Genomic DNA, 12,517 nt, shown 5'->3' on the forward strand with positions numbered 1-12,517 from the left:
ATGCCCACCACCGTCGCACCCGAGCCCCGCCCGGCCTCCGGCCGTCGCCGGGGCCCCTCGATGGCGGATGTCGCGCGCGAGGCGAACGTGTCGGGCCAGACCGTCTCCCGCGTCGCGAACGGCCGCGCGAACGTCGACGCCGAGACCCGCGAGCGCGTGCTCGAGGCGATGCGCCGCCTCGGCTACCGCCCCAACAGCGCCGCCCGGGCGCTGCGCAGCGGCCGCTTCCACAGCATCGGCGTGATCATGTTCACGCTGTCGAGCTTCGGCAACATGCGCACCCTCGACGCGATCGCCGCCGCCGCGGCCGACGCCGGCTACTCGATCACGCTGATCCCCGTGACCCATCCCACGCAGGGCGAGGTGTCGGTCGCGTTCCACCGCCTCACCGAGGAGGCCGTCGACGGGGTCATCATCATCGTCGAGGCCCACCTGCTCGACGAGAGCGACATCGACCTGCCGCCCGAGCTCCCCGTGGTCATCGTCGACTCGACCGCCGGCGACCGGTACACCGTCGTCGACACCGACCAGGCGCACGGCGCACGGCTCGCGACCGGGCACCTGCTCGACCTCGGCCACGCCACCGTGCACCACGTCGCCGGGCCCGAACGCTCCTACTCGGCGAACCACCGCCGCGAGGCCTGGGAGGAGACGCTGCGCGAGCGCGGCGCCGAGGTGCCGCCGGTGCAGGTCGGCGACTGGTCGAGCGAGTCGGGCCACGAGATCGGCGCCCGCCTCGCCGCCGACCCGACGGTCACCGCCGTGTTCGCCGCGAACGACCAGATGGCGCTCGGCGTGCTGCGCGCCCTGCACGAGGCGGGCCGGCGGGTGCCCGACGACGTCAGCGTCGTCGGCTTCGACGACATGGAGGAGTCGCGCAGCTACTGGCCGCCGCTCACGACGATCCGCCAGTTCTTCGACGAGGTGGGCCGCCGCTCGGTGGAGGCGCTGCTGCACGAGGTCGAATCGGGCGATCGGAGCGACAGCGCGCTGGTGCTCACCGAGCTCGTCGTGCGGTCGAGCACGGCGCCCGCACCGGGCGGCGACACCGGATCGGCGCACCCCGCGCCGGAGCGCGACTAGGCTCGGACCCGACGGCCACGACCGGCGGGGGGGCACGGATGGCGAATCGCGACGTCGATCGACACATCGTGTCCCATGCGCGCTACAACGAGCTGAAGGCCGCGTACAACCGGCGGATCCGGCGCCAGTCGGGTCGCGCCGACGACATCGGCGACGAGGACCTCGACGACCGCGTCGAGGAGCAGCCCGAGCGCGACTACCGCGGGTACCGCGGCGACGGCTGAGCCGCGCGCTCGGCCCTTCGACGGTCCCATCGATTGCTAACCGGGCGAGAGAACGCCGCCGAGGAGTAGGCTGCCCCGGTGACCGCAGCGTCGTCCTCGTTCCCGCAATCCCCCACGGCGGCCCCGAGCCGCCGCGCCTGGATCGGCCTCGTCGTCATCAGCATCGCCGTGGCGCTGATCATCGTCGACTCCACGATCGTGAACGTCGCGATCCCCTCGATCGTGGACGACCTCGGCCTCACCTCGACGCAGGTCCAGTGGGTGCAGGAGAGCTACACGCTCGTCTTCGCCGCGCTGCTGCTCGTGTTCGGCACCCTCGCCGACCGGTTCGGCCGGCGCCGCATGCTGCTCATCGGCGTGACGATCTTCGCCCTGTCGAGCGTGGCGGCGGCGTTCGCGACGAGCGGCGACCTGCTCATCGCCTCGCGGGTCGTGCAGGGCCTCGGCGGCGCGATGATCCTGCCGACCACCCTGTCGCTCCTGAACGCGACGTTCCGCGGCCGCGCCCGCGGCATCGCGTTCGCGGTGTGGGGCTCCACGATCGGCGGCATGGCCGCCGTCGGGCCGCTGCTCGGCGGGTGGCTCACGACCGAGTACTCCTGGCGGTGGGCGTTCGGCATCAACGTGCCGCTCGGCATCCTGATCATCATCGGCGCCCTGTTCGCCGTGTCGGAGTCCCGGTCGGAGCATCCGGTGCGCGTCGACGTCGTGGGCGCGCTGCTCTCCGTCGTCATGTCCACGAGCCTCGTGTTCGCGCTGATCGAGGGCCGCACGTACGGCTGGTGGCTGGTGGACGAACCGCTCGTGATCGGCGACTGGACGTGGCCGCTCGACGTCTCGATCATCCCGTTCGCGTTCGCGCTCGCCCTCGTCGGCGGCATCGCGTTCGTGGCCTGGGGCCTCGCACGCCAGCGGCGCGGGAAGAGCACGATGCTGCCCTTCCCGCTGTTCCGGCTGGCGTCGTTCCGCAACGGCAACATCGCGGCCCTCATCGTCTCGCTCGGCGAGTTCGGGCTCATCCTGTCGCTGCCGCTGTGGCTGCAGAACGTGCTCGGCTACGACGCCCTGCAGACCGGCTTCGTGCTGCTCGCCCTCGCGATCGGCTCGTTCGTCGCGAGCGGCGCGGCCGCCGCGTTCAGCCACCGGGTGCCGGCCGTGCACGTCGTGCGCATCGGCATCGCGGCCGAGATCGCGGGCCTCGTGATCGTCGCGTTCGTGATCGGCGTCGACACCCCCTGGTGGCAGGTCGTCATCGGCCTGTTCGTCTACGGCTTCGGCGTCGGCCTCGCCACCGCGCAGCTCACCGGCGTCGTGCTCGCCGACGTGCCCGTCGAGACGAGCGGCCAGGCGTCGGGCACGCAGAGCACGTCGCGCCAGTTCGGCTCGGCGCTCGGCATCGCCGTGCTCGGCACCATCCTGTTCACCTCGCTCGCGGGCGGCCTGTCGGCCAAGCTCGACGGGCAGGTGCCCGACGACGTGCGCGACCAGGTGGTCGACGTCGTGGTCGACAGCGCGGGCGCGGCGATCCCCGCGCTCGAGGAGCGCTCGCCCGAGGCGGCGGATGCGGCGCGCGAGGCGTTCAGCGATGCGACGCGGTACTCCGCGATCGCGGCGGCCGGGTTCCTGGCGCTGGGCCTGCTCGCGACCATCTCGCTCGGTCGCGGCCGGCCGCTCGACGACGAGGCGGATGCCCCGGGCGAGCCTGCTGCGGAGGCGGCGGCCGCGCCGTAGCGGGCCGCCGAGCCCCAACCGCGACGAGCTCCGCGAGCGTCGCGCGGGCCGCGGGCCGCGGGGCGCGCGCCCGGCTCAGGCCGGCGGGTACGCCGCGAGCAGCGCCTGCCGCTCCGCCTCGGTGATCGGGATCACCGTGCCGTGCCGCGGGCTCGCCGGTAGCACGGCGTCGGGCACGAGCCGCCAGTCGGGTGCGGTGAGGTCGGCGGTCTCGAACAGGGCGTAGCCGTGGCCGCCGTGGTACTCGGGCTGGTCCTGCAGCAGGTACCAGCGGTCGCCCGCGTTCGAGCGGAACACGCTCGGCCCCTCGCCGGCGCTGAACTCGCCGCCCCACGGGTTGGGCTGGCCGAACCCGATGCGCTCCGCCAGGAGCGTCCAGCCGTCGCCGGGCTCGACGCCCTGCGTGCGACGCAGGTCGGGCGAGGTCTCCTGGCGCATCCCCATGACCGACTCGTCCTTGGTGAACCGGTGCCAGGCGCCGTCGTGGAAGGCGACCGCGGAGTCGATCATGCCGAGGCCCGGCCCCTGCGGCTCGTCGATCCAGAGGCGCGCGGGCGAGAACTCGCGGAAGTCGCGCGTGGTCGCGGTGAACATGCGCTGGTACGACGTGCGGATGTCCCGCTCCGCCGGGTCCAGCTCGTCGGGGTAGAGCGCCGAGGCCCAATACACGACGTACTCGCCGGCCGCGTCGTCCCACGTCGCCTCGGGCGCCCACGCGTTGCCGGCGTTCGCCGGGGCGACCTCGACGGCGCGCTGCGGCGACCAGGTCACGAGGTCGGTCGACTCCCACACCATGATCGACCGGCTCCCGGTCTGCTGGGCGCGGGCGAAGTCGACGTCGGGGTAGACCTTCAGGTCGGTCGCGATGAGGAAGAACCGGGCGCGCGTGCCCGCGTCATCGCCGTCCGCCTCCGGGGCCCGGATGATGAACGGGTCGCGGAGGCCCCCCTCGCCGAGGTCCGACGCGAGTACGGGCTCGCCGCGGTTCAGGTCGACCCAGCTGCGGGGGTCGTCGCCGTCGCTCACGGCGAACCGGATGCGCTCGCCGTCCTCGGCGGCCTCGCCGGCGAAGGAGACGAACAGGTAGGCGGCGTACGGCGTGGAGCGGGGCATCCGTTCAGGCTATCCGTCCCCGCCGGACGACCGGGCCCGACGACGACGCCGGCCGACCTCGGCGGACTTGACGCGAGGGGCCGGAACCGCTGCAATATATTGCATGCCACTGTCCACCCCTCGGGCCGAACGCCCGCGTTCGCTGCGTGACTACGCCTACGCGGCGATCCGCGACGCGATCGTCAGCGGTGAGCTCGCGCCCGGCGAGCGCCTGCGCGACCCCGAGCTCGAGGCGTGGCTCGGCGTCAGCCGCACCCCGATCCGCGAGGCCATCGCGCGCCTCGAGACCGCCGGCCTCGTGCAGACCCGCCGCGCCAAGCAGACCGTCGTCGCCCCGCTCGACGCGCGCAGCGCGCTGGCCGCCCAGCGCATCGCCGCGGCACTCCACGAGCTCGCCGTGCGAGACGCCGTGCCCCAGCTCACCGACGACGACCTCGACGCCATGCGCGCCGCGAACACGCGATTCGCCGAGGCCCTCGCCGCCGGCGACGTCGACGCCGCCATCCGCGCCGACGACGACTTCCACGCCGTCGCCGTGCGCGCGAGCGCGAACCCGCTCCTGCCCGGGCTGCTCGAGCAGGTCACGCCGCTGCTCCGTCGCCTCGAGCACGCCCGGTTCGGCTCGCTCGCCGGGCGCGGCTCCGTCGCCGACCACGACCGCATCATCGCCCTCTGCGGCGCGGGCCTCTCAGGCGACGCCGCTGCCGCCGCGCGCGAGAACTGGTCGACCCTCGGCCGGCTGCTCCAGCTCGACGACCCCGCCCCCACCGAAGGAGACCCATGGCCCTCGCCGACTTCCCCCGACACCCGCTGACGTTCGGACCCAGCCCGATCCATCCGGTCGCCCGCCTCAGCGACCACCTCGGCGGCGCCCGCATCTGGATGAAGCGCGAGGACGTCTCCAGCGGCCTCGCCTACGGCGGCAACAAGGTGCGCAAGCTCGAGTACCTCGTGCCCGACGCGCTCGCGCAGGGCGCCGACACGCTCGTCTCGATCGGCGGCGTGCAGTCGAACCACACCCGCCAGGTCGCGGCCGTCGCCGCCCACCTCGGCCTCAAGGCCGTGCTCGTGCAGGAGCACTGGGTCGACTGGCCCGACTCGGTGAACGACCGCGTCGGCAACATCATGCTGTCGCGGCTCATGGGCGCCGACGTGCGCCTCTCCCCCGCCGGGTTCGGCATCGGGTTCAAGGACTCGTGGCGCGAGGCCATCGCCGACGTCGAGGCCGCGGGCGGCACGCCGTACGCGATCCCGGCGGGCGCATCCGACCACCGCCTCGGCGGCCTCGGCTTCGCCAACTGGGCCCACGAGGTCGCCGCGCAGGAGGAGGCGCTCGGCGTCTTCTTCGACACGATCGTGGTCTGCGCCGTCACCGGCTCGACGCACGGCGGCATGATCGCCGGCTTCGCCGACCTCGAGCAGAACTTCGGCGGCCGGCCGCGCCGGGTGATCGGCATCGACGCGTCGGCGAAGCTCGACGAGACCCGAGACCAGGTGGCGCGCATCGCCCGGAACACCGCCGAGCTCATCGGCGTCGGCCGCGAGCTCCGCGACGACGAGGTCACCGTGCTCGAGGGCTGGGCGGGCGACCTCTACGGCATCCCGGTCGAGTCGACCGACGCCGCGATGCACCTCGTCGGCTCGCTCGAGGGCGTCATCCTCGACCCGGTGTACGAGGGCAAGTCGATGGCGGGCCTCATCGACCTCGTCACGAGCGGGGACATCCCGAAGGACGCGAACGTGCTCTACGCCCACCTCGGCGGGCAGCCCGCGCTCAACGCGTACTCCGGCCGCTACCACTGAGCTCCGCCCGGCTGCCCGGCTGCCCGGCCGGCCGGGCGGCCGCGGCCGGCTCGCGGGCCCGCTCCGCCTGCGAGGATGAACGGATGACCCGTGGCATCCGCTTCTCGACCGATCCCGCCGAACTCGACCGCGACCGGGTCCACCGGTGGCTCAGCACCGACGCGTACTGGGCGATCGGCCGACCGCGGGCGACGCAGGAGGCGGCGGTCGACGCGTCGCGCAACTACGCGGCGTTCGATGAAGCGACCGGCGCGCAGGTGGCGTACGCCCGGGTGATCACCGATGGGGCGACGTTCGGGTGGCTGTGCGACGTGTACGTCGACCCGAGCGTGCGTGGGCGCGGCGTCGGCGTGGGACTCATCGAGGCGGTCGTCGCCGACCTCGAACCGCTTGGCCTGCCTCGCATCACCCTGAAGACGGGCGACGCCCACGGGCTCTACGCGAAGTTCGGCTTCGAGCCGATCCCCGACCCCGAACTGTGGATGATCAGGCTGGCCGCGCCGCCCGCCGGATGAGCACCGGCGCCGCGATCGCCACCAGCACGGCGACGACGAGCGCGAAGCCGACCACGGTCGCGCCGAGCGGCAGTGCGGCGAGCGCGAGCCCGATCGCGAGCACCGGCAGCGCGAGCCCGAGGTAGGCGACGAGGAACACGCCGGCGAGCACCTCGCCGCGCGACTCCGGTCGAGCGAGCGACCCGGCCACGCCGAGCGCGCCGCGGAACAGCAGCCCGACGCCCGCGCCCGCCACGACCGCGGCGTTCACGAACATCGCGAGGCTGCCGGCGAGCACCGCCCAGGCGAGCACGCCCAGCCCGGTGAGGGTGAGGGTGAGTGCGACCACGAGCTGCGTGCGGAGCCGCACCCGGCCGGCCGCGAGCTGCGCGATCGCCGCCGACGCGAACACCGCGGCCGAGACGAGCCCGGCGACGATCCGCGACGACTCGTGCAGCACGCCCGCGAGCACGCTCGGGGTGAGCGAGGTGAACAGCCCGAAGACCGCGAACCCGGCGAAGGCGGCGGCCGCCGCGGCGGCGAAGGTCGCCCGGCCGGCGCGCGGCACGGCGACGCGCTGCGGACGGTAGGCGGGGCGCTCGGCGGCCGGCTCGACGGTCTCGGGCACGATCGAGACGGCCAGCGCGGCGACCGCCAGCAGTACGACGAACGCGAGGTACGGCACCTCGAGCGGGGCGGGCACGAACTGCGCGAGGAGGCCGCCGATGAGCGGCCCGAGCGCGAGGCCGCCGATGTTCGCGAGGCCGGCGATCGCACCCGGGTCGGCGCGGCCAGGCGCGACCGAGCGGAGCTCAGCGAGGTGCGCGGTCGCGGTCGCGGTGATGAGGCCGATGCCGATGCCCGACGCGAAGCGGGCGACGATGAGGCCGGCGAGGTCGTTCCAGGCGAGGAAGAGCAGGCCGGCGGCGAGCTCGACGGCGAGGCCGATGAGCACGACCCGGCGGCGCCCCACCCAGTCGCTCACGTGCCCGACGAGGTACAGGCTCGCCGCGACGCCGACGGCGTAGGCCGCGAACACGAGCGTGATCGCGAGGGTCGGCAGGCCGTCGCGCTGCTGGTAGAGCAGGTAGAGCGGGGTCGGCACCGTCGAGAACGCCATGGCGGTCGCGAACGCGAGCGCGACGACGACGAAGCCGGCACCGTGCCCCAACCGGGCGGCGCGCGCCGGGCGCGGGGCGCCCCGCCCGGACGGGACGACGGGGACGACGGCGGTCGGCGAGGTGGTGGCGGTCATGCGTCCATGGTGCGCGCGCGGATGCATCGCGTCCAACGACTACTTCGGATATCTGTGATCGTGTTCTACGATCACAGGATGGAGACCCGCCAGCTCGAGTACTTCCTCGCCGTGGCCGACGAGTTGAGCTTCACGCGCGCCGCCGAGCGGCTCTACGCCGTGCAGTCGAGCGTGTCGGCCGGCATCCGCACCCTCGAGGCCGAACTCGGCGCGCGCCTGTTCGACCGCGACCGGCGCACGGTCGCGCTCACGGCGTCCGGCGAGGCGCTGCTGCCCCGGGCCCGCGCCGCCGTCGAGGCGATCGACGAGGTCCGCGCGGCGGTCGCGGCGGGGCCGCGGGCCATCACCGGCACCGTGCGGCTCGGCGTGTTCACGAACCTCGGGTACATCGACCTGCCGGGCGTGCTCGCCCGGTTCCGCGACCGATACCCCGGCATCGAGCTGCGCCTCGTGCCGTCGCCCGCGGGCTCCACCGGCCTCGCCGAGGAGGTGCGGCGCGGCCGCCTCGACGCCGCCTTCACCGGCCTGCCCGAGGCCGACCACGCCGGACTCGCGTACACGCTGCTGCGCACCACGCCGCTCGTGGCCGTGCTGCCGGCGGGGCATCCGCTCGCCGGTCGCGAGGGCGACCGCGTGCCGCTCGCCCGGCTCGCCGAGCTGCCCATGGTGGGCTCCCCCGCCGGCTTCGGCAACCGCGTCGCCGTCGACCGGGTGCTCGCCGACGCCGGCCTCCGGCCCGGCGCGGGCACCGAGGTCGCCGACCTGCGCGACATCCCGCCGTTCGTGGCCGCGGGCTTCGGGGTCGGCATCATCCCGCTTGACATGTTCGAGCCCGCCGAGGGCGCCGTCGCCCGGCCGCTCGACGTCGACGCGCCCTGGCCGCTCGGGCTCATCACCCGCCCGCGACCGGCGCCGGCGGCCGCCGCGCTCGCGCGCGAACTCGCCTCGGCGCTGCGGCAGGGGTAGGCAGCGGGGAGGCCCGGGGCATCCGCTCGGCCGTCGTGCCGCGGGGCGCACGCCGCTGGGCGCACGCCGTTGGGCGCACGCCGTTGGGCGCACGCCGAGGGGCGGCCGCCGCATCCGCGACGACCGCCCCCAGATGATGCGATCAGGCGTGCCCGATCACGGCTTCGCCGAGTTCGCCGCGACGATGCGCTGCGACGCCGTCTCGGCCGTGGCCGGCTCGACGCCGTCCTCCGACACCGTGACGCGCACGCTGAGCAGCTTGCCCGCGTCGTTCGTCACCGGCGTGTAGGTCGCCTTCGTGGCACCCGCGATCGGCTGGCCGTTGCGGAACCACTGGTAGGCGATCTCGCCGTCGGCCGGGTTGAGCGTGCCGACCGCCGAGGCCGGCGTGCCCACGCGAGGCCGGTCGGCGAGCGCGAGCCCCTCGATCACGGCGTGGCGACGGATCGTGACCGTCGTCTCGGTGCGCACGCTGCCGTCGGCCGAGGTGACGACCACCGTCGCGATGCCGCCGTTCGCGGTCGTCGGCTGGGTGACCTTCACGGTCGCGGCGCGGTCGACCGCGATCGCGTCGACCACCGGCAGGCGGCTGCCCTCGACGTCGACCTCGTAGGCGCGCGTCGCCGGGTCGAACCCGTCGATCGTCGCGCCGTCGAGGCGCAGCACGGCGAGGTCGGCCACGGCCGCGGCCGCGGGCACCGACTCGGAGACCTCGACCTCCGACACGATGAGGTGCGTGTTCGCGTAGGCGTTCATGATCACCCGCACGCCCGTCGCCGTGACCGGCGCGAACTCGGCGACCACGGTCGGCGCGCTGCCGTCGGCGGGCGAGGCGACCGGCTGGAAGGCCTCCCAGCCCGGAGCCGGCGTCCACGAGCCATCCGTGCCGCGCAGCTGCACCTGCATCGTCTGCGCCCAGCTCGTCGTGCCGTCGCGGTAGAACTGCACCGCGACCTTCTGCACCTGGTGCGCCGCCGCGTACTGGTACGTCAGCGTCGACTGCGTCGGCTTGTTCGTCGACACCCAGTTCGACCAGCCCTTGTCGCCGAGCACGCCGTTGCGGGTGCGGTCGACCGGGTAGCCCGACTCGGTCGAGCTCGCCGAGGCGGTGGTGCCCGCGTCCGGGTTGAAGTTGCGCAGCGTGCCCGTGGTCACGAGCACCGACAGCTTCGCGGTGAGCGACGCGCCGTCGGCGGTCGCGGTACCGGGCACAGTCACGACGCCGGGCTCGGCGAACGAGGCATCCGCCACGCCCGTCCAGTCCCAGGCGACGGGCACGTCGAAGGCGTTCTCGGATGCCCCGACCCGCGCCGGCACCGTCGTCGGCGCCGCGGCCTGCACGCCGGCGAGCGAGGCGCCCGCCGCGACCGTGATCGACACCGGGTCGCTCGCGGTGAGGCCGCCGACGTCGACGAGCGCGGTCACCGGCACGGCCTGGCCGAACACGTCGGTCGCGGTGCCGGGCACCTCGACGCGGCCGGTCTCGGCCCACGCGCCGGCGTCGGGCAGCTGCCACTCGACCGCGACCGGCACGCCGGCGCCCCACGCGTAGCGCGGCACGATCGTCTCGGGCAGCACGGGCACGACGCCCGCCTGCGTGCGCGCGGCGACCGCCTGGTCGGCGAGCGGCGCGAGGTCGCGCGGATCCCAGGTCTGGTTCGTGCCGCCGTTCGAGCCGTACACGCCGACGGTCGCGCCGTTCGCGGTGGACTGGCCGTTCACGTCGAGCGAGAGCGCGAGCTGCTCGTTCACGAGCGAGTAGCCGCGCCCGTCGGTGGTGTTCACGATCCAGCGCGTCGCCGGGTTCCCGGCGGCGGCGTCCACGCCGATGCCCCGCAGGTCGGTCCCGGCGCTGGTCGCGCCGAGCACGCGGCCGTCGGATGCCTCGAGCACGACGCGCCGGGTGGCCTCGCGGTCGCCTGCCGCCACCTCGTGCACGGTCCACGCCTGGGGCGCTGCGGCCGTCGCGGAGGTCGCGAGGTCGCGGATGCTCGTCGCGGCACCGCCCGCGACGCCCGCGGTGAGCGCCTTGCCGCTCTGCGCGCCCACGAACTGGTAGCGGTGGCCGTCGCGGAAGGCGGGCGCGTCGGCGGCGACGCCGGAGACGCCGTCGATGACGAACGTGGTGACCGACTTGGCCGGCACGGTAAGGGTCGCGGTGCGCGCATCGCGGTCGATCGCGACGGGCGTGCCCTCGACGAGCGAGTTCGAGGTCGGGTCGGCGAGCGAGTTCGCCTGCGTCGTGGTGACCGGGGTGACCGTCGCGCCCTCGGCGATGTCGCCGAAGTGCGACAGGTCGATCGTGACCTGGCGCTCGGAGGCCGCGGTGTTGCTGTGCACGATCGTCGCGCCGGTGCCGTCGCCGCGGAGGGCTGCGGTGCTCGACGTGTCGTCGACCGCGATGAGGTGGTCGCCCTCGTGGATGTACTTCGTGAAGTTGCGGATGGTGTTGAACTTCGAGTTGATCGAGACCCCGCACTCGGCGACCTTCGTCGAGTCGCCGCCGGCCGCCGCGACGCGTCGCGCCGACTTCCAGACCGTCTCACCCGACTCCGGGTACGGCTTGCAGTCGAGGTCGATGAAGATCGAGCCCCAGTTCAGGTTCTCGCCCTGCGGCTCCATGTTGTAGAGGTCCTCGACGGGCTGCCAGAGCACCCACGCCTTCGGCTCGAGCTCGCGCAGGTCGTCCTGGATGCGGCTCGCGATGCCGAGGCCGTTCTCGATGCTGAGCGGGTTGTAGCCCGAGACCCAGTTGCCCTCGATCTCGCTCATCCACAGGTCGGTGTCGGCCTGCTTCGCGAGGTCGCGCACGACGAGCCGGCCCGAGGTGCCGTAGGTGTGCACGTTCAGGCGGTCGACCTTGTCGCGGGTCGCGGCCGGGTACGCCGCCCAGTTCGTGGCGAAGATGCCGGGGTTCGTCTCGTCCATCGCGGCGAGGCCGGCGTCGGTGGTCGTCGCCGGGTCGTCGAGCTCGGCGCGCACGGCGTCGATGAGCGACACCTGGCGGGCGGGGCCCACGTGCATGCCCTCCTGGCGGCCGCCGACCGGCTTGCCGTTGCTCAGGGTGGTGCCCCAGTAGTTCGTGTTCGGCTCGTTGAACGGGTCGATCGTGTCGACGGAGATGCCGTACTCGTCCTCGAGGTGCTCGGTCACGTTCACCAGGTAGGTGGCGAACTGCGCCTGGGCGGCGGGCTTCAGCTGCTCGGACGACGCGTTGAACCCGCCCGAGACGTAGCCGCTCTCCGTCATGAAGTACGGCGCCGAGTTCGCGAAGGTCTCCCAGTGGGTGATCTGGTCGTCGGCGGCGAGCCGCTCGACCCACCAGCGCTGGGTCTCGTCGGCGTCCCAGTCGTACGAGGCCGGGTCGTCGGCATTCCAGGTCGAGAGCAGCGCGTTGCGGTCGGCGTACTTGGTCGAGACCCCGCCGTACGTGCCGGCCGCACCGGTCGGGTTCGGCGTCCACCAGCCCTCGACGGCGCCGCCGGGACGCAGGTAGTCCGTGACATCCGACGCGTTGCCGCCGCCGATGTTGTAGCGCGCGATGTTCAGGTCGAGGCCGTCCTCGCCGAAGACCGCCTGGTAGAGCTCCTCGCGGAGCTCCTCGGGGTAGCCGCCGGTCGCGTTGGCGAACCAAACCAGGCTGGTGCCCCAGCCCTCGAACGCCTCGCCCGCGTACGCGGGGTTCGGGGTGATGGTGGTGCCGTCCGCCGCGGAGGCCGGAGCCGCCGCCAGGGGCACGGCCAGCAGCGCCCCCGTGAGTGCGGCGCCTGTGGTGAGCGCGGTCACGCGCCTGCCGGTCGATCGCCTGCCTTGAGACCTCGTCATCGACGTCGTCCCCTTTCGCCGTT

At 73.9% G+C, this 12,517-nt stretch carries 10 protein-coding genes; 7 read left to right on the plus strand and 3 right to left on the minus strand.

The features are described from left to right. The 3 genes from ACGGZK_RS18250 (at position 1) to ACGGZK_RS18260 (ending at position 3,038) form a co-directional block, all read left to right on the plus strand. Positions 1-1,083: a LacI family DNA-binding transcriptional regulator gene (locus ACGGZK_RS18250; protein WP_395244040.1), complete on the plus strand. Its 1,083-nt coding sequence runs from the start codon at positions 1-3 to the stop codon at positions 1,081-1,083. Positions 1,084-1,121: 38 nt separating this feature from the next. After that, on the plus strand, positions 1,122-1,307 hold the full coding sequence (locus ACGGZK_RS18255) for a hypothetical protein (protein ID WP_395244041.1): 186 nt from the start codon (positions 1,122-1,124) through the stop codon (positions 1,305-1,307). A 78-nt stretch (positions 1,308-1,385) separates the two neighbouring features. After that, positions 1,386-3,038 (plus strand): DHA2 family efflux MFS transporter permease subunit, encoded by a 1,653-nt coding sequence (locus tag ACGGZK_RS18260; RefSeq protein ID WP_395244042.1) that lies wholly within the window; start codon positions 1,386-1,388, stop codon positions 3,036-3,038. Positions 3,039-3,113: 75 nt separating this feature from the next. Here ACGGZK_RS18260 and ACGGZK_RS18265 read toward each other — a convergent pair whose 3' ends face one another. Continuing rightward, complete coding sequence (locus tag ACGGZK_RS18265) at positions 3,114-4,151, minus strand: glycoside hydrolase family 43 protein (protein WP_395244043.1); 1,038 nt, start codon at positions 4,149-4,151, stop codon at positions 3,114-3,116. Between the two features lie 103 nt (positions 4,152-4,254). Between ACGGZK_RS18265 and ACGGZK_RS18270 the strand changes: the two genes are divergently transcribed. The 3 genes from ACGGZK_RS18270 (at position 4,255) to ACGGZK_RS18280 (ending at position 6,469) form a co-directional block, all read left to right on the plus strand. After that, positions 4,255-4,965, plus strand: coding sequence for a GntR family transcriptional regulator (locus tag ACGGZK_RS18270; RefSeq protein WP_395244044.1), 711 nt, complete (start codon positions 4,255-4,257; stop codon positions 4,963-4,965). Next, positions 4,932-5,954 carry a 1-aminocyclopropane-1-carboxylate deaminase gene (locus tag ACGGZK_RS18275; protein ID WP_395244045.1) on the plus strand — a complete coding sequence of 341 codons (1,023 nt, stop codon included), beginning with the start codon at positions 4,932-4,934 and terminating at the stop codon, positions 5,952-5,954. Before ACGGZK_RS18270 ends, ACGGZK_RS18275 begins: the two co-directional genes overlap by 34 nt. A gap of 83 nt (positions 5,955-6,037) precedes the next feature. Beyond that, positions 6,038-6,469, plus strand: coding sequence for a GNAT family N-acetyltransferase (locus ACGGZK_RS18280; protein WP_395244046.1), 432 nt, complete (start codon positions 6,038-6,040; stop codon positions 6,467-6,469). On the opposite strand, the gene ACGGZK_RS18285 is transcribed toward ACGGZK_RS18280, so the two are convergent. Continuing rightward, the gene (locus tag ACGGZK_RS18285; RefSeq protein ID WP_395244047.1) at positions 6,441-7,703 is read right to left on the minus strand and encodes an MFS transporter; all 1,263 of its coding nucleotides are present in this window, start codon (positions 7,701-7,703) and stop codon (positions 6,441-6,443) included. The genes ACGGZK_RS18280 and ACGGZK_RS18285 overlap by 29 nt on opposite strands. A gap of 78 nt (positions 7,704-7,781) precedes the next feature. Between ACGGZK_RS18285 and ACGGZK_RS18290 the strand changes: the two genes are divergently transcribed. Then, positions 7,782-8,669, plus strand: a complete 888-nt coding sequence (locus ACGGZK_RS18290; protein WP_395244048.1) for a LysR family transcriptional regulator — start codon at positions 7,782-7,784, stop codon at positions 8,667-8,669. 156 nt (positions 8,670-8,825) lie between these two features. On the opposite strand, the gene ACGGZK_RS18295 is transcribed toward ACGGZK_RS18290, so the two are convergent. Continuing rightward, positions 8,826-12,455 carry an RICIN domain-containing protein gene (locus ACGGZK_RS18295; RefSeq protein ID WP_395244049.1) on the minus strand — a complete coding sequence of 1,210 codons (3,630 nt, stop codon included), beginning with the start codon at positions 12,453-12,455 and terminating at the stop codon, positions 8,826-8,828. Positions 12,456-12,517 lie beyond the last annotated feature (62 nt).

This window comes from Agromyces sp. MMS24-K17 (genome assembly GCF_043950245.1).
Lineage (GTDB): Bacteria > Actinomycetota > Actinomycetes > Actinomycetales > Microbacteriaceae > Agromyces.

Coding starts and splice junctions, on each gene's coding strand:
- ACGGZK_RS18285 (WP_395244047.1), bottom strand. CDS start 7,703: ATGACCGCCACCACCTCGCCGACCGCCGTCGTCCCCGTCGTCCCGTCC.
- ACGGZK_RS18270 (WP_395244044.1), top strand. CDS start 4,255: ATGCCACTGTCCACCCCTCGGGCCGAACGCCCGCGTTCGCTGCGTGAC.
- ACGGZK_RS18275 (WP_395244045.1), top strand. CDS start 4,932: ATGGCCCTCGCCGACTTCCCCCGACACCCGCTGACGTTCGGACCCAGC.
- ACGGZK_RS18280 (WP_395244046.1), top strand. CDS start 6,038: ATGACCCGTGGCATCCGCTTCTCGACCGATCCCGCCGAACTCGACCGC.
- ACGGZK_RS18290 (WP_395244048.1), top strand. CDS start 7,782: ATGGAGACCCGCCAGCTCGAGTACTTCCTCGCCGTGGCCGACGAGTTG.
- ACGGZK_RS18250 (WP_395244040.1), top strand. CDS start 1: ATGCCCACCACCGTCGCACCCGAGCCCCGCCCGGCCTCCGGCCGTCGC.
- ACGGZK_RS18255 (WP_395244041.1), top strand. CDS start 1,122: ATGGCGAATCGCGACGTCGATCGACACATCGTGTCCCATGCGCGCTAC.
- ACGGZK_RS18265 (WP_395244043.1), bottom strand. CDS start 4,151: ATGCCCCGCTCCACGCCGTACGCCGCCTACCTGTTCGTCTCCTTCGCC.